The sequence below is a fragment of the Methyloterricola oryzae genome, assembly GCF_000934725.1.
Classification (GTDB): domain Bacteria; phylum Pseudomonadota; class Gammaproteobacteria; order Methylococcales; family Methylococcaceae; genus Methyloterricola; species Methyloterricola oryzae.
Window position 1 is genome coordinate 1 of the sequence record NZ_JYNS01000032.1, and the last position, 17,001, is coordinate 17,001.

Genomic DNA, 17,001 nt, shown 5'->3' on the forward strand with positions numbered 1-17,001 from the left:
GTACCTGCTGCAAGGCTTGTTCGAGAAGCCGGCGCAGGCCAAGAAACAGGTGCAGCAGATCACCGTGATCCAGCCGCCGCCGCCACCACCGCCCCCGCCGCCGGAACAAAAACCGCCGGAGCCAGAGCCTGAGCCCGAGAAGATCGAGGAGCCGGAACCTGAGCCAGAACCGGAGCAACCCGAGGCGGAAGAAGCCCCTCCGAGCGAAGACCTGGGCGTGGATGCCGAGGGCGGCGCCGGCGGCGATGCCTTCGGACTGATGGGTAAGAAGGGCGGTCGCGGCTTGATCGGCGGCGGCGGTGGCAACGCCGTGATCTTCTATGGCCAGCACCTCCAGCGCGAGGTGGCCGACGCGCTGCAGAAGTCACTCGGCGAGAAGGCGCGAGGCAAACGCTATTCGGTGATTGCCAACATCTGGGTGGGCCGCGACGGTGGCATCAGCCGTGCCGAACTGGCCTCCGGGAGCGGCGTCGTCGAGGTGGACGAGGCCCTGCGCGAAGCGCTCGCTCACCTGCGCGTCCGTTTAAACGAGCCGCCGGAAAACATGCCGCAGCCCGTGAAAGTGCGCATCCGATCCTAAATCCAAAAACTATCCAAGCACTGGTGATTTTTAATGAAAGCAGATCGTAAGGCGATCGCTGCCGTGGTGGCTTGCGTGCTGGCGTCGCCGGCTGTTGCCGATGAGAAGGCCGAGTTGCTAAAGTTGCGCAACACCACCCTGAACCTCATCGACATGTTGGTGGAGCAAGGCATCCTGGACAAGAGCAAGGCCAAGAAAATGGTCGAGTCCGCGGAAAGCAAAGCCGAGAAAGAAGCCGCCGAAGAGCGTCAGAAGGAAGAGAAGGCTGCCGCGGCAAGCACTGCGACTGGATCTGCGGCGGGCGGCGCGGTCGCGGCCAAGGGCGGGAAGACGCCGCCGCCTGGAACGGTGCGCGTGACCTACGTGCCGGCCTTCGTCAAGGAAGAGATCCGCAACGAGGTGCGCGCCGAGCTGACGAAGGACGTGGTCAAGGAGGTCAAGGCCCAGGCCAAGGAAGAGAAATGGGGCATACCGGCGGCCCTGCCGGACTGGGTGAATCGCTTCAAGTTGTCCGGTGACATGCGTCTGCGCGGAGAGGGCGATTTCTTTGGCGACGACAACCAGGAGTTCAGTTACATCGACTGGCCGGCGGTCAACAAGGACGACAGCTTCACCGATTTGGGCCCCAACGCCTACTTCAACACCACCCATGACCGCGAGCGCTACCGCATGCGCATGCGGCTTGCCCTGGAAGCCCAGATCGCCGACAACTTCAAGGCGGGCGTGCGCTTGGCCACCAGCAACGACCGCAGCCCGATTTCCGTCAACCAGACCCTGGGTCAGTACGGCCGGCAATACGAACTGGCCCTGGACCGTGCTTTCGTGGAGTACGACCACATCACCGAGGACAAGACCAACTGGTTCACCGTGTGGGGCGGGCGCTTCGGCAATCCCTGGCTGGCCACGGACAACGTGTTCGATTCCGACCTGAGCTTCGAAGGACTGGCCGGCACATTCCGGCTGCCCATTGGCGAGCAGATCCCCCTCAAGAACGATTATTTCAGATCGGGCCCGCAGTTCCGTCAGATCAATTACGGCGTCACCCAGCCCAACAGTCTTTTCCTGACAGTGGGCGCGTTTCCGCTGCAGGAGGTGCAACTCAGCTCCCACGACAAATGGTTCTGGGGTGTGCAGACCGGCGCAGATTGGCAATTCCAGGACCAGTCGCGCCTGAAGGCGGGCATCGCCTACTATGACTACCGCAATACCCAGGCGCAGCCGCGCCAGTTCAACTCGGACGTGGATACCGACTGGACGGCGCCCGAGTTCTTCACCAAGGGCAATACGCTGATGGCCATCCGCAATGGGGCCAACGACCCCTTCGGCTGTGCCAACGATATTTGCCGGGTGGGCCTGGCGTCCAATTTCCAATTGCTCAACATCACGGCGACGTATGACTTTGTTCGCTTCGACCCCATTCACCTGAGCCTGACGGCGGAGTACACCAAGAACCTGGGTTTCGACGAGCAGCAGATCCTGCAGCGGGCCGCACCGGTGGGAGGGCTGGCCGGCATCGTCAACTATGGCGATCTAAAGCCGCGCACCAACGCCTTCCAGGTGCGCTTCGACGTGGGTTATCCGGAAATGAAGAAGCTAAACGACTGGGGCATGTTCCTGGCGTACAAGTATCTCGAGCGTGATGCTGTGCTGGATGCCTTCACCGACTCCAATTTCCACCTTGCCGGCACCGATGCGCAGGGCTGGATCTTCGGCGCCAGCTATGGCCTGCTGACCAACACCTGGCTAACCGCCCGCTGGATGTCGACCTCGTCCATCGATGGCCCGCCGCTGGATGTGGACCTGCTGCTGGTGGACCTGAATGCCCGCTTCTGAGCTAGGGGGAGTACCGCACGTGTCTAGCGTAACTGCCGCAACTCGATGGTGGAGTGGGACTACCGGGTTCATTCGAATTTTCGGGTTTATGGTGCTTTTCACCCTGCTTCCGGAAGCAGGCTTCGCGGAGGCTAAGAAGCCCGACGCCTCTGCCCAGGCCCTGCGCAAGGCGCAAGGCATGCTGCGGGACCTGACGGCAACGGTCACTAGCCTGCAGGCCGAGAAAGCCGCCTTGCAGGAACAGGTGGACAAGCTCAATGGCCAGGTCAAGGACCTGGAAGGCCTGCAAGACCAGGTGCGGCAGCAGAAAGCGGCGATCGACGGTTTGCACAGCAACAATGAGCAGTTGCAGGGCCGTCTGGGTTCCGAAGCCAGGCGCTTCGAGTCCCTGAGTGGCAAGCTGAGGGCAACCCAGCAGGAACTGGGTCGATTTCGCCAGGACAACGCCCTTCTGGTGCAAGCGGTCAACGAACGCAGCCAGTGGATCAAGGCCTGCGGGGACAAGAACGCGCAGATGCTGAGCGCCAACAAGGAATTGATGGAGAAATACAAGGACAAGGGAATCTGGACCGTGCTGAAGGATGAGCCTTTCACGGGCTTTGCTTCGGTGGCCGAAGAAAATGCGGCACAGGATTTCCGCTTCAAGCTGGAGGATCTCAAGGTGACGCCTTGGCGTGAGCCGGAGAGCCAGTCTCGAGGGAAAGCGGAACAGGAACCCTCACCGGCTGAGGAAGCCGCCGCCGAGGACGACGGGGAATAGTTGAAAGCAGCCGCCCGCAAGGGCCGGCTTGTTTTATTTCCATAGTTCGATAATATTCGAAATATGGAAACGAGAACCGCCGTACGATCCCTCACCGCCCTGGCGCAGGAAACCCGTCTCGCCATTTTTCGCCTGCTGGTCCAGGCAGGGCCCGAAGGGCTTGCCGCGGGCAAAATCAGCGAGAGCCTTGGGCTCGTTCCCTCCTCACTGTCCTTCCATTTAAAGGAACTGGCCCGCGCGGATCTGGTGTCGGTGCGGCAGGAAGGCCGCTTTCTGTATTACGCCGCCGACTTCCAGGCTATGAACGCCCTGCTTGCTTACCTCACGGAAAACTGCTGCGGAGGTCAGCCCTGCGAAGCAAGCGCGGTGTCCACCTGTTGCCCCGACGAAGAGGTTCTGACATGAACGACCGGGTTTTCAATGTGCTGTTCCTCTGTACCGGCAATTCCGCCCGCAGCATCCTGGCTGAGGCCGCCGCGCCAGAGGAGGAGTTGCAACTGGCGTTTTCTCGCGCCTTCGTCCTGCTGGAAAGGCGCATCAGCCTGTTTGTCAGCTTGAACCACGCCAGTCTCGAACGCCTCGCTTTGCAGCGACAGGTTCGCGAGATTGGCAGCATATGAATACCCAAGCACTGCCGTATTGGCTCCAAAAACGAGATATTGCCATGAAAAAACTTGAAATTTTTGACCCTGCCTTGTGCTGCTCCACCGGTGTTTGCGGCACCGAAGTCGATCAGAGTCTGGTGAACTTCGCTGCCGACGTGGACTGGGCGAAGCAGAACGGCGCCTCGATCGATCGCTACAACCTGGCTCAGCAACCCCTGGCCTTTGCGGAAAACGCCGTGGTCAAAAGCTACCTCGAACGGTCTGGCCCGGAGGGCCTGCCGCTGGTGCTTCTGGACGGCGAGGTGGCGCTTGCGGGCCGCTATCCCAATCGCGGCGAACTGGCGCGCTGGGCAGGCATCGAGCCGCCAGCGACGGAAGCGCTCACGGGCGGCGGTTGTTGCAAGGGCAGCCGCTGCTGCTGATCCGGACGTCCAGCCATGCGATTCTTGGATGCGCCGCCACGTTACCTGTTCTTCACCGGCAAGGGCGGGGTCGGCAAGACCTCCATAGCCTGTGCCACAGCGATTCGGCTCGCGGAGACCGGCAAGTGCGTACTGCTGGTCAGCACCGACCCGGCCTCCAACGTGGGGCAGGTGTTCGGCGCCAGCATCGGCCCGGTCATCTGCCCCATAGAGGCCGTCAAGGGGCTGGATGCGCTGGAAATCGACCCTCAGGCGGCGGCCCAGGGCTATCGTGATCGCATTGTCGGTCCGGTGCGGGGTCTCCTACCCGAGTCAGTGGTACGGGGCATCGAGGAGCAACTCTCCGGTGCCTGTACCACAGAGATTGCGGCATTCGACGAGTTTACCGAGCTTTTGACCGACTCGGAGCGGGTGGCGGGCTATGAACATATCGTGTTCGACACCGCGCCTACAGGGCATACCATTCGCCTGCTGCAGCTTCCGGGCGCGTGGAGCGGCTTCCTGGAGGAAGGCAAGGGCGATGCTTCCTGCCTCGGTCCTCTCGCCGGGCTGGAAAAGCAACGCACACAGTACAAGGCGGCGCTGGGAGCTCTGGCCGACCGCAGCCGCACACGCTTGATCCTGGTGGCGCGCGCGCAGCGCGCAAGCCTTGGCGAAGTGGCGCGCACTCACGAAGAACTGGCGGCCATCGGTCTTCGCGAGCAGTTTCTGGTGATCAATGGCATCCTCCCCGCCAGCGAGGCGGAGGACGATCGACTGGCCGCCGCCATCGTGGCGCGGGAGCAAGCCGCGCTGACCGGAATCCCCGAGTCCTTGCGCACACTCCCCCAGGATCGACTCGCACTCAAGTCCCGGGACCTGATGGGGGTCGACGTGCTAAGGCGCTTCTTCGCGGAGGGTGAGGACGCGATCCCTTCTTCCCAGGCTGGCAGTGCGCTGCCGCAAGTCCCCGGGCTGAGCGACCTTCTGGATGCGATCGCCGCCGATGGCCACGGCCTGGTGATGCTGATGGGCAAGGGCGGCGTCGGCAAAACCACGCTCGCCGCGGCCATCGCGCTGGGGCTGGCGCGGCGCGGGTTGCCGGTGCATCTCAGCACCTCGGACCCGGCCGCGCATCTGGGCGAGACCCTGCCTGACAGCGTCGAGCATCTGTCGGTGAGCCGGATCGATCCGCGGGTCGAAACCGAGCGCTACCGGGCCCACGTGCTGGAAACCAAGGGCAAGGACCTCGACGCCCAAGGCCGCGCCTTGCTGGAAGAGGACCTGCGTTCGCCCTGCACCGAGGAAATCGCGGTGTTCCAGGCCTTTTCCCGCATCATCCGCGAAGCCGGGCAAAAGTTTGTGGTGATGGACACGGCCCCCACCGGCCATACCCTGCTGCTTCTCGACGCCACCGGTGCCTATCACCGCGAGGTGGCCCGCCAGATGAGCACAGGCCAGCATTTCACCACGCCCATGATGCGTCTGCAGGACCCGAAGCGGACCAAGGTGCTGATCGTCACTCTGGCGGAATCGACGCCGGTTCTGGAGGCCGCCCATCTTCAGGACGATCTGCGGCGCGCGGGGATTGAACCCTGGGCCTGGGTCATCAATCAGAGCCTCGCGGCAGGGCGCACCCGTTCGCCGTTGTTGCGGCAGCGCGCCAGCAACGAACTGGCGCAGATCGAGGCGGTGGCGACCCGTCATGCCGCGCGCTATGCGGTGGTCGCGCTGCAGCCGGAGGAACCGGTCGGCGCTGCGCGACTTCAGGTCCTGGTTGGAATGACGATTGAATCCGCCACCGACTGAAATGGCGGCTCAAAGCAGCCTGTTCTCGAAACCCATCCGAAGGGAAATGAAGTGAATCGAACACCGATGAACGTGCTGGTGCTCTGCACCGGCAACTCCTGCCGCAGCATACTTGGCGAGGCCCTGATCAACCACCTGGGTCAGGGCCGGTTCAAGGCCTTTAGCGCCGGCAGCCATCCCGTGGGCAAGGTTAATCCACATGCCCTGGCCACCCTGGCCCGCCACGGACTTCCCACCGAAGGCTACCGGAGCCAATCCTGGGATGAGTTCGCGGATGCGAACATCGACATTCTCATCACCGTATGTGCATCCGCTGATGGAGAAACCTGTCCAGTTTACCTGGGTTCGGCGGTGCGCGGCCACTGGGGGCTGCCTGACCCGGCCCATGTGGAGGGACCGCCGGAAAAAATCGAGGCCGCCTTCGAGGCCACTTATGCCGCTCTGGAGCGGCGCATCAGGCGGCTGCTGGACCTGCCTGCGGACACCCTGTCCAAAGCCGAGTTGGCTGAAGCGCTGAACCGCATCGGCCGCGAATCCGATTGAGCTTCAAGGAGAATTTTGTGATGAGCACTCTACAGAACATCACGCCGGCTGCCAAGCGCATGAGCCTGTTCGACCGTTATCTCACAGTCTGGGTGGCGCTTTGCATGGGGGTCGGGGTACTGATCGGAAAGCTTCTCCCCGAGCCCGTCGCGGCGCTGCGCACTGTGGAGATCTCCCACATCAACCTGCCTATCGCCGGGCTGATCTGGCTGATGATCTACCCCATGATGCTGAAAGTGGATTTCGGCTCGGTGCTGGAGGTGGGCCGAAACCCCAAGGGCCTGCTGGTGACCCTGTTCGTCAACTGGCTGGTGAAGCCCTTCAGCATGGCGCTGCTAGGCTGGGTGTTTTTCCGGTATCTGTTCCTGCCCATTATCGGAGCGGAAGCGGCAGATCAGTACACCGCAGGCGTGATCATCCTGGCGGCCGCGCCCTGCACCGCCATGGTGTTCGTCTGGAGTTATTTGACCGACGGCGATCCTGCCTACACCTTGGTGCAGGTGGCGGTCAACGACCTGATCATGCTGGCGGCGTTTGCCCCGATCGTGAAGTATCTGGTTTCCGGTGCCTCGGGCCTGGAAGTACCTTTCGACGTATTGCTGTGGTCGGTGATCGTGTTCATCGCGATTCCCCTGAGCGCCGGCGTCCTGACCCGAAAGCTGCTGTTGGGTCTCAAGGGCCGCGCATGGTTCGAGCAGGCTTTCCTGCCGCGCCTGCACCCGGTTGCCATTAGCGCGCTGCTGCTCACCCTGGTGCTGATCTTTGCTTTCCAGGCCGATAACCTGACCACGCGCTGGCTGCATGTGGGCCTGATTGCCGTGCCCATCCTGATCCAGGTGTATTTCAATGCCGGGCTGGTGTACGGATTGATGCGGCTGTTCAAGGTCGAGTATGCGGTGGCCGCGCCCGGCGCCCTGATCGGCGCCAGCAACTTCTTTGAATTGGCGGTGGCGACGGCAATCACGCTGTTCGGGCCGGAATCCGGCGCGGCCCTGGCCACGGTAGTGGGCGTGCTGGTGGAAGTGCCGGTCATGCTCTCGGTGTGTTCCGCGTGCAACGCCACCCGCGGCTGGTTCCCGGAGCGGCGCCCATGACGGAGGAGCCGATACTGGAATCGGTGCTGACCTGCCCGCATTGCGGTCACGCCCGACGTGAGATCATGCCCACCGATGCCTGCCAGTTCTACTATGAATGCACCGCCTGCAAAACGCTTCTCAAGCCTCTTCCGGGTGACTGCTGCGTCTTCTGCTCCTTTGGTTCGGTGAAATGTCCGCCAGTGCAGCAGGCCGCGGGTTGTTGCCGCTCGTGAGCGCATAGAAAAAGACCACCGCAATTCGTGGAATTGCGGTGGTCGAAGGGGTTAGGAGATTGACTCGTATGGGTTGGCGCGTCCCTGCGCTCTCTTCGCTTACTTGATTAGCGGTCTTCGCCTGGCTCCATCGCCTTGATTTCTATGGTGCGGTCGTTTGCACTGTCCGGATGCTGGATGTTGACCCAGGCGCGGTTCGGGTTGAAGGGATCAAAGTAGAGGCCGGTGAACTCGGAACCGACGGTGCCATTGGACGCCCAGCGGGCCAGGCCTTCACCCGGATCGGTCAGGTCGCCATCCTGGTTCCGGTCCTTGGCGAACCAGATGTCGTCGTTAACGCCGCCTGGCTGATCCTCCACGACGTAGATATTGCCCTCGGCGTCGATGGCCAGGTTGTCCGGGTTAGTCAAGGCAGCGCCGATGGCCAGACCGCTGGCCAGATCCAGGGTGTTGCGGTTGGCGAAAACCGAGATCTTCTGATTCTTTAGATCCATCCGGTACACCTCGTGGGTCGTGGTGGTTGCCACGTAGAGGTACTCGCGACCCTTGACCACCTGGATCTGCAGGTCTTCCGGACGCTGATAGTCAGTACCCTTGAATGCGGGCAGATCGGTGGTGTTGCGGCCGTCCACGGAGGTCACACCGTTGGTGTCGGTGATGACCAGGGCGCCGGGCAGGCCGTTACCCTCCTGGTCGGTGATAGGCACCCACTCGTAGGCGCCGGTGGCGTTGGGCGTCAGGCCATCGCCCACGCGCAGCACGAAGGTCTGCCCGGCGGCGAAGTAATCAGCCTTGCCGCGCAGTACGTCGATCATGCGGGCCTTGGGCGTGTACTTGTAGATGCAGCCGCCGTTCAACTCGTCGATGAAATACATGTTGCCGTCACCGTCGAACTGGATGCCCTCGTGGGAGGTGCGCGGGATCACGTTCTGGTGCACGAAATCAGCGCCGTCGTTGCTGGCGGCGTTAAAGGGCTCTTTGATGCCCGGGGCATTGGTGGGATTCTTCAGCTCGAACAAGCGGCCGTAGGGGCTGGTGGCGCCGGCCGGGTTGGTGCTCCAGCTTTCCTCGGCGGTGATGAGAGTGCCCCAGGGTGTCCAGTAGGAGGCGTCAAAGGAGACATGGGCGCCGGCTGCCGGGCTGAACCAAAGCGTTTCGGTCTTGCCGGTCTTGCGGTCATACCGCTGCACGCCGGCCTGGCCGGTTTCGAACACGGTAAACAGGTAACGGCCTTTGTCCTTGCCGGTCTCGTTCAGGGTCAGCATGTCCCAGTTGCCGCTGTTGGGAATGCCGGCGGCGAGCTGAGCCTGGCGTTCGCCGATGGATTTCTGGGTGAAATTTGGGCTGCTCAGAGTGACCGGCGTGGATTCATCCAAAGTCGGGCCAGCAGAGGCCGCCAGCGGAGTGAATTTGTCGAAGCGGGTTTCAGCGGCGAAGGCCGTGGAGCCTGCCAGCAGCAGGCCAATGGCAATAGCCAGCTCTCTGCGTGGAAAAGAGGGGTTCATCGTGTAGCTCCGGGTCATTTTTGATTCTTGAGTGGAATAAGCGGCCCCGGCGCCAACCGGGGGCGAGCATAGGTCATCCGGTCATGGACTGATCTGACTGGGCCCCGCTAAAGTAGAGCCGCTGTGTAAAAGCTGTGTGACAGGGGCGTTATGGTTGTTTGACAACCCGTGCTGTGGCTTTTTAGGCGGCGCCTATGACATGCGGTCTTCCAACCTCAGGGCTGCCTGATGGGGCGTTGATTGCAACAGTCGGTTTAGCAGGGTGGTCTTGCCGCTGCCACGAATGCCGCAGAGTACCGTGACCGGGAGCATCTATGGGAACATGGGTTCCATGAGGTTGCCGTTATCTTTCGCATGCGGCTGATCGCTCGTTACGCTGGTATCCCGCGGCGATAGTCGCCGTTCGGTTCAATAGGTGATGCGTATCCCCACTTCGGCGCCACGGCCGGGTTCGGGCGCGAAATTACGCAGGTACGAGGTGGAGTTCCTGATGTTCTCGTTGAGCAGGTTGTTGCCCTTGGCGAAGACCATGAGCTTGGCGTCCTGATAAGCCTGTACCTGATAGTCGACGCCGACATTGAGCAGGTTGTAGCCGTCGGTCTTGGATTCGAAGTCGCCGGCGTAGGGCTGCGAGTCGGCTCGGGTATAGCGCACATAGCTGGAAAGCTCGTCCAGCGTGTAGTCGAACTGGACCCCATAGCGCAGCGGCGGCATGCGCGGAACGTCGCCGCCCTGGGCGAACTCGCCGCGGGTGTAGTCGCTGAACAGGGTCATGTCCAGCAGACCATAGGATGTTTCCATCAGCGGAAAGATCAGCTTCGCTTCATATCCCTTGAAGGTCGCGTCGCCCTGCGAGGAGACGACCAACGGGGCGCACTCCTCGTTGCCCAAGCAGGGCTCGCCATGCTCGTTGACAAACTCGCCGGTGCGCCGGAGGTAGATGTAGTGGTTGGCCCAGTTATGGAACAGGTCCACCTCGGCCCGCATCCACGATGCATTGAAGCGGTAGCCCAGATCCAGGTTGTAGGAGGTTTCCTCGGTGAGCGAGGTATCGCCCCGCTCGAAACTGCGGGTCGCGTGATGGAAGCCGTTGGAGAGCAGTTCCTGCACCTGTGGCGCGCGCGAGGAACGGGTGATGGCGAGGTTCAGACGGTTGCTGTCGTCGATTTTCCAACTGGCCGATGCCGAGGCCGACACCGGCGTGTAGTCGAAACTCGGGCCGCTCTTGGGATCGATGCTGGTCTGTTCGACGCGTAAGCCGAGTTGATAGGTGACAGGCCCTAGGTCCAGGGATTCCACGCCGAACACGCTGAAGCTCTGGATCAGCGAGCGCGGCACCAGAACCTCGACTTCCACGTGTTCCTCCTCTCCGGCATGGTCTTCCCCACCTCCTTCGTCCTTGTGATGGTGGTAATGTTCACCGAAGAAATCGCTGGACTGGGCCTGAAAGCCCACCACGCCGCGTACCGGGCCGATGTCCTGATGGGTAAGCTCCAGCCGGCCCTCGAAGGTTTCATTGCTGAAGAAGGCGCCCTTCTCGCCATTGGCGATCTCCGTGTGCTGATAATCGGTGTAGCCCAGGCGCGAGCGTATCAGCTTGGCGAAGGGGAAGGGGTCGTTGAGTTCGCTCTTGAAATCGTATTTGTTCTGGCGCAGGTCGATACGGACGGTTTCCTTGCCGGTACCATCGTCCGGCACGCCGTAATTGTTCTCCAGGCGGTTGTAGGAGGCGCCGGCAAACCCCGGATCGCCCACCCACGAGAGGCCGGCGGAGCCGCTGATGGTGTGGCCCCAGGTGTTGGGCAGGACGCCTTGCGGGTTGTTTACCACGTCCAGGGTCGGGTCGCTGACCCGAACTGCGTCCACGTCGATGGCGCGGCCGCCGATATCCATGTTGTTGCGCTCCCGGTAGAAGCCGTCGAGGTGGTAGGCGAACTGATCCTTGCCACCCTCGAACTTGAGCGCGGTGGTCTTTTCGTCGGCCACCGAGTCGTAGCGCTGCTCCACGGCTCCGCCCAGCAGCTTGTCCGGGCGGAATCCGGGAATACGGTTGTCAATGACATTGACCACGCCGCCGATGGCACCGCTGCCGTAGAGCAGGGTGGCGGGACCGCGCAGGACCTCGATGCGCTCCGCCAGGGTGGGTTCGATGCTGGTGGCGTGATCTGGGCTGATGGCCGAGGCGTCGTTGGCGCCAATGCCGTTGGCCAAGACCCGCACCCGGGGTCCTGTCTGTCCGCGAATCACCGGGGTGCCGACGCCGGGGCCGAAGGACTGACTGGACATGCCCTGCTCGAGCTTGAGCGTCTCGCCGATGCTGCGGCCCATTTTGAGCTGCAGTTCCTCGCCCTTCAGCACGGTGACGGGCATGGCCGAATCGGAGACTTTATCGCGCAGCGGGGCCGTCACCACCACCGTTTCCAGTTCCGTGGCCTGCTCGGCTGCTTTCGCCGAGTGCAAGGCCAGGCAGGCTAGCACGGCCGCAGCCAGGGCTCGGGATTCGATCAAGTTTGCATCCATTGATGTGATAAAAATGTTATATCGTAATTGGCTGGGGATGCGTCACTCTAGATCAAGCGGCGCCGGTGGCTCCCCGAGACAAGTCATTCCCGATGCGTAAGATCGTCGCCGATCGGTAGGGCCGATTCGCCAAGCACAGCCACTGATTGTCTCACCACGGCACATTCCCTGTGATCAGATTCCGCGGAAGGCAAGTGGAACCCTGGAAGGCGCACCTGGCATACGAGCGCTACCTCGGCACGCCTAAAATGTGGATCCCGAGCCTGTATTAAAAGTTATACTATAACATAGCTGGCTTGTGAACAACGTCTGACCCCTTGCGGCGATGTTCTTGGGAGAGTTAGGAATCAGGCAAGCTTAGCGGGGCGTTTGCACGAAGGACGCGAACTGTTCCGCGGGCACTGGTCTGCTGAAGAGGTAGCCCTGAACGCCTGTGCAGCCCTGGGCCAGGAGGTAGCTGAGCTGTTCCGCGGTTTCAACCCCTTCGGCCACAGTCTGCAGGCCCAGACGCTGCGCCATTTGAATGATGGCGCCGACGATGGCGCGGTCATCCGGGTCGATGCCGATATCGCGCACGAAGGACTGGTCGATCTTGAGCTTGCGTATCTTGAACTTCTTGAGATAGCTCAGGGAGGAATAGCCGGTCCCGAAGTCGTCGATGGCGAGGCGAACTCCCAACTGATTCAAAAGGTCCATGGTCTCGATGGAGGCCTGTGGGTTGGTCATGGCGACGCCCTCGGTCAGTTCCAGTTCCAGCCATTCGGGTGGCACGCTCTCCTCTTCCAGGATACGGGTGACCAATTCCGCCAAGTCACCATGACGCAACTGGCCGAAGGACAGGTTCACCGAGACGATCAGGGGTGGCAGCCCCGCATCCCGCCAGATTCGTGCCTGGCGTGCGGAGTGTCGCAGAACCCATTCGCCGATGCCGAGAATGAGGCCGCTCTCCTCGGCGATGGGGATAAACTCGCCTGGCGGAACGGGGCCCAGGTCACGGTGGTTCCAGCGAAGCAGGGCCTCGCAGCCGATGACGGTTCGATCGGGCAGGGCGATCTGCGGCTGAAACACCAGGCTCAATTCCGCGTTGCGTTCCGCATCGCGTAGCCCATTGATGATCTGCAGTTTGCGCAGCACATCCGCCTGCATCTCCTCGGTGAAAAAGCGGAACGCGCGGCGGCCTTCCTGTTTGGCGCGGTACATGGCGGTATCGGCGTTCTTGAACAGGGCTTCCATGTCGGTGCCGTCCTCCGGGTACAAGGCGATGCCGATGGAGGCGGAAAGTGTGAGCTTGTAGGGGTCGATGAAAAAATTCTCCGCGAAGGCCTGTTGAATCTTCTGTGCCACCTGGGTGGCGCCGAGGGCGTCGGTAGCGGGAAGAAGCAGGATGAATTCATCTCCGCCGAGGCGGGCCAGGATATCTTCCTGGCGGAGAATTTCGCGCAGGCGCTGCGCCAGTCGCACCAGCAAGGCGTCGCCTACGCGATGACCCAGGGTATCGTTGATGTCCTTGAAATGGTCCAGGTCCAGGAACATCAGGGCCAGGCTGTCCTGATTGCGTCTGGCTAGGCTCAGCGCATTGCGCAGGTGCTCATCCAACTTCAGACGATTGGGTAGGCCGGTCAGGCCGTCGTAGTTGGCAAGGAAGTTGATGCGTTCCTCGTGCTGCTTCCTTTCGGTGATGTCCTGCACCGTCCCGATGCCGGCGATGCAGTGTCCGGACTCGTCGAACTCCAACTCGACCCGCTCTTCCACCCAGCGGGTCTCAGTCCCCACTAGGATGCGGTGTTCCACGTGGTAGGGCGATTCCCCCCGCAGCGCGGCCTGCCAGGCGCTATCGACCAAGGCGCGATCCTCGGGATGGACTTTTTCCAGAAAAGCCTCATAGGTCAGCGCCTGGTTCGGCGGGATGCCAAACATGCGGTAAGTCTCTTCCGACCACTCCAGTTTGCCGTGTGCGATTTCCAGATACCAGCTGCCTATCTTGGCGACGGCCTGAGCGCGCTCCAGAAAAGTCTGGCTGCGCCGAAGGGCTGCCTCAGTCCGCTTCTCCTCGGTGATGTCCTGATAGATGCCCAGTACGCCCACCGCGTTGCCGTTGGCGTCACGAAGGGGCACCTTGCACGTCTTGATCCAGATGATCCTGCCTTCCGGCGTGGTCTGACGTTCGCCAAATGAAAGCTTGGGTACGCCGGTCTCCATCACTTCGCGGTCGTCGGCAAGGTATTGCGCGGCCTGGTCCCGCCATGCCAGTTGAAAATCATCTTGGCCGATCAGGTCCTCCGGGCACAAAAACCCGGCATCCCTTGCGAACAGCGGGTTGGCGCCCAGGTAGCGCGAATCCCTGTCTTTCCAGAAGATCCGCGTCGGCGCTGTGTCGATGACGGTCTTCAGCAGATTACGGGACTCGGCCAGTTCCATCTGGGTCTGGCGGGCCCTCTCCGCTCGCGCGAAGTTGTCGAGGGCAAAGTCCAGGTCTTCCGCCATCTCCGACAGCAGGGCGCGCTCTTCACTATCGAAGGCCTCGCTTTCGCCAGAGTATAAGGTCACGGCGCCCACGATTCGTCCTTCCCGGTGCAGAGGCAGCGCCGCGCAGGATTTCCAGTTGCAACCGGGCAAGTTCTCGCAGCACGAGAGGGGATCGGCATCGTTCGACGCATCCTGCGACCAGCAGGGCTTGCCATGCCTAACGGCAGACAGAGTTGTCGTTTGCCGTCGCTCAGTTTCCAGGCCCAACTCGCGCTGAAGGAGAAGGTCGGCGCTGTCGCCATAGGCGGCGACCGGGAGCAGCTTGCTCCCGGTCGGGTCGAGCATTCCCACCCAGGCGCAACGCATGCCGCCATTGAGCACGGCATCCCGGCAGATTCGGGTAAACAGTTCCACCTCGCTGGAACTTCGCACGATGGCCTGATTGAACTGGCTTAGCGCCGCATACAACTGGTTCACGCGCCGGGTCTGGATCTCGGCCCGGTAACGTGCCTGCTCCAGGCGGGCCAGCTTTTCGTGGGTTTCGGCAATCCAGGCTTGAATGCTGTCGCGCGATGAGTCGTGGACTACGATGGGTTTGGCGAAATCTCCGCTGCCCAAGTGGACTATGCCGCGATAGATGGTTTCCACCGGTGCACCCAGGATCCGCCGCAGGCTGCTGTAGGCACGCCACAGGCTCAGCAGGAAGAGGCTGACACAGAGGATGACGACGAGGCACAGCGTGATCGCCCAATGCTCTGCGGACTTGACCAGGGACCGGGTACGCTCATCCGCCAGTTGGCTGCAGCGGTCGATGGCGTCCATGATCGCGGCCTTCGCCTTGTAGTACGCGTCATCCTGAAGCCGTAAGCCGGCCCGCAGGCGCGCCTCAGGAGTGCTGGATCCAGCGGTGTCAGCCGCCTCCATCGCGGAGAGTTCGATGCGGGTCAGTTCGTCGGACAGGGACTTGGCCTTTTCCAGGAGCGCCAGTTCCTCCGCGCTGAAGCTGGCATTCCGGATCATCTGCAGCAAGGGAACCGGTGGCCCTTCTGATCGCTCCAGCCCGGGATTGGCCAGGATCTGGTCCCAGTAGATCTCCTCGTTGCGGCCTGGCCGTGGGCGCTTGCCATCACGGATGGCGAGAATTTCATCGTAATAGTGCCTGTAGCGCGGTTCGCCGGTCAGCACATAGCTACGCGCCATACGTGTCAGGTCGTTCGACGTGTGCCTCAGTTCTTCGGCCAGGCGGAAGGAATGCAACCGTTGTTGGTGGGCGCGGTCGATCTGCTTCTCCGAATAGACATAAGCGGCGAAGGCCAGGGCGAATATAAGGAACATTCCTGCCGTCGACCACAGGTGCCCGGAGAACTTGGGCACGGTTAGAGTTTTCGCAGCCATAGGCGGGGGAAGCGGGTGGAATGGGCGAGGAACAAGTTCATCGGATTACGCGTGCCCCTGCCCTACCGGGGGGCGTGGGCGGCGCAATGCCAGCCAGCGATTCTGCGCCGGAAGTCGCGCTTGATGAGTAATTCTACGTAAGAAGATTAGGGTTAGGCTGATGCCCTGTCAACGCGCGTGAATCTGCCCTGCCAGCCGCTCAGCGCCGCGTAAAAATAGCGCCAGGCGGGGCGTTTAGTCAGTCTTTGGTCAATGTCCAGGGTCTCGCCCCGGCTGTTTCAAAAATGCCGGCTAGATGTTTCAGATTGTCTCCACATGTTTCATCCAGTCCGGCTGTCCGAAGCGTGGAGAAATCGCAGAGTATTAAAAGTTATTGAAATATTTAACTCTTATTGGGTTGAGATAGTTGGCATGGCAATTGACCACACTACAAGTGTTGATTGCAAAGCAATCTGCCCAGCCCGGAATGGCCACACCTGGTTTTCGACGCACTGACCCGGGGTCGAACACGGCCCTGCAGCGGAAGCCGAAAAGTGCTTAGGAATGCCTGTCCGGTCGCAAAACTAAAAAACCAGAGGAAAAGCCAATGGCAAAAATCGTGATCATCGGTGCCGGTATCGGCGGCATCCCCATGGCCTTCGAGATGAAGGAGAACGCGCGCAAGGAAGACGAGGTGGTGGTTATCGCCGACACCCCGACCTTCCATTTCGTGCCGTCCAACCCCTGGGTGGCGGTGAACTGGCGCAAGCCCGACGACATCAAGGTGGAACTGGCGCCGGTGTTCAAGAAGAAAAAGATCACCTTCATCCAGCAGAAGGTGACGCGCATCCACCCGGAGCAGAGCCAGGTGGAACTGGCCGACGGCAACGCGGTGGCTTACGACTACCTGATCATCGCCACCGGCCCCAAGCTGGCCTTCGACGAGATTCCGGGCCTGGGGCCGGAAGGGCATACCCAGTCGGTCTGCCATGTGGACCACGCGGGACCTTCGGGCGAATTCTGGGAGGGCTTCGTCAAGGATCCGGGGCCGATCATCATCGGTGCGGTGCAGGGCGCGTCCTGCTTCGGCCCGGCCTACGAATACCTGTTCATCGCCGAGACGGATTTGCGCAAGCGCAAGATCCGCGACAAGGTGAAGATGACCTATGTCACCTCCGAGCCCTACATCGGCCATCTGGGCCTGGGCGGGGTGGGCGACACCCGTGGCCTGCTGGAGAGCGAGTTGCGCAACAAGCATATCGACTGGATCTGCAACGCCAAGGTGGACAAGGTCGA

Annotated in this window: 15 protein-coding genes; 11 read left to right on the forward strand and 4 right to left on the reverse strand. The window is 61.7% G+C overall.

All coding sequences use genetic code 11. From position 1 onward, the window contains the following. The 10 genes from EK23_RS20330 to EK23_RS24375 form a co-directional block, all read left to right on the forward strand. Nucleotides 1-580: energy transducer TonB family protein (locus EK23_RS20330; protein WP_045227240.1), on the forward strand; the 580-nt coding region annotated here is incomplete at its 5' end. Between the two features lie 33 nt (nt 581-613). Continuing rightward, complete coding sequence (locus EK23_RS20335; protein ID WP_045227241.1) at nt 614-2,413, forward strand: putative porin; 1,800 nt, start codon at nt 614-616, stop codon at nt 2,411-2,413. Nucleotides 2,414-2,501: 88 nt separating this feature from the next. Continuing rightward, the gene (locus tag EK23_RS20340; protein ID WP_052808406.1) at nt 2,502-3,173 is read left to right on the forward strand and encodes a hypothetical protein; all 672 of its coding nucleotides are present in this window, start codon (nt 2,502-2,504) and stop codon (nt 3,171-3,173) included. Between the two features lie 63 nt (nt 3,174-3,236). Further along, nucleotides 3,237-3,578: an ArsR/SmtB family transcription factor gene (locus tag EK23_RS20345; RefSeq protein WP_045227242.1), complete on the forward strand. Its 342-nt coding sequence runs from the start codon at nt 3,237-3,239 to the stop codon at nt 3,576-3,578. Beyond that, nucleotides 3,575-3,793, forward strand: a complete 219-nt coding sequence (locus tag EK23_RS20350; RefSeq protein WP_045227243.1) for a hypothetical protein — start codon at nt 3,575-3,577, stop codon at nt 3,791-3,793. Before EK23_RS20345 ends, EK23_RS20350 begins: the two co-directional genes overlap by 4 nt. 44 nt (nt 3,794-3,837) lie before the next feature. Beyond that, nucleotides 3,838-4,200 carry an arsenite efflux transporter metallochaperone ArsD gene (gene arsD / locus EK23_RS20355; RefSeq protein ID WP_045227244.1) on the forward strand — a complete coding sequence of 121 codons (363 nt, stop codon included), beginning with the start codon at nt 3,838-3,840 and terminating at the stop codon, nt 4,198-4,200. A gap of 15 nt (nt 4,201-4,215) precedes the next feature. Next, nucleotides 4,216-5,988 carry an arsenical pump-driving ATPase gene (gene arsA, locus EK23_RS20360; RefSeq protein WP_045227245.1) on the forward strand — a complete coding sequence of 591 codons (1,773 nt, stop codon included), beginning with the start codon at nt 4,216-4,218 and terminating at the stop codon, nt 5,986-5,988. 66 nt (nt 5,989-6,054) lie between these two features. Further along, nucleotides 6,055-6,531: an arsenate reductase ArsC gene (locus tag EK23_RS20365; protein WP_045227246.1), complete on the forward strand. Its 477-nt coding sequence runs from the start codon at nt 6,055-6,057 to the stop codon at nt 6,529-6,531. A gap of 20 nt (nt 6,532-6,551) precedes the next feature. Beyond that, nucleotides 6,552-7,625: an ACR3 family arsenite efflux transporter gene (gene arsB, locus EK23_RS20370; RefSeq protein WP_045227252.1), complete on the forward strand. Its 1,074-nt coding sequence runs from the start codon at nt 6,552-6,554 to the stop codon at nt 7,623-7,625. Continuing rightward, complete coding sequence (locus EK23_RS24375; RefSeq protein WP_045227247.1) at nt 7,622-7,840, forward strand: GDCCVxC domain-containing (seleno)protein; 219 nt, start codon at nt 7,622-7,624, stop codon at nt 7,838-7,840. Before arsB ends, EK23_RS24375 begins: the two co-directional genes overlap by 4 nt. Nucleotides 7,841-7,947: 107 nt before the next feature. Here EK23_RS24375 and EK23_RS20380 read toward each other — a convergent pair whose 3' ends face one another. The 4 genes from EK23_RS20380 to EK23_RS20390 form a co-directional block, all read right to left on the reverse strand. Continuing rightward, on the reverse strand, nt 7,948-9,345 hold the full coding sequence (locus EK23_RS20380) for an alkaline phosphatase PhoX (protein WP_045227248.1): 1,398 nt from the start codon (nt 9,343-9,345) through the stop codon (nt 7,948-7,950). A 192-nt stretch (nt 9,346-9,537) separates the two neighbouring features. Beyond that, on the reverse strand, nt 9,538-9,657 hold the full coding sequence (locus tag EK23_RS23530) for a GTP-binding protein (RefSeq protein ID WP_145998766.1): 120 nt from the start codon (nt 9,655-9,657) through the stop codon (nt 9,538-9,540). A gap of 96 nt (nt 9,658-9,753) precedes the next feature. Then, nucleotides 9,754-11,853, reverse strand: a complete 2,100-nt coding sequence (locus EK23_RS20385) for a TonB-dependent receptor (protein WP_235282238.1) — start codon at nt 11,851-11,853, stop codon at nt 9,754-9,756. Nucleotides 11,854-12,222: 369 nt separating this feature from the next. Next, nucleotides 12,223-15,666 carry a sensor domain-containing phosphodiesterase gene (locus EK23_RS20390; protein WP_045227249.1) on the reverse strand — a complete coding sequence of 1,148 codons (3,444 nt, stop codon included), beginning with the start codon at nt 15,664-15,666 and terminating at the stop codon, nt 12,223-12,225. A gap of 646 nt (nt 15,667-16,312) precedes the next feature. Between EK23_RS20390 and EK23_RS20395 the strand changes: the two genes are divergently transcribed. Beyond that, nucleotides 16,313-17,001: NAD(P)/FAD-dependent oxidoreductase (locus EK23_RS20395; RefSeq protein WP_045227250.1), on the forward strand; the 689-nt coding region annotated here is incomplete at its 3' end.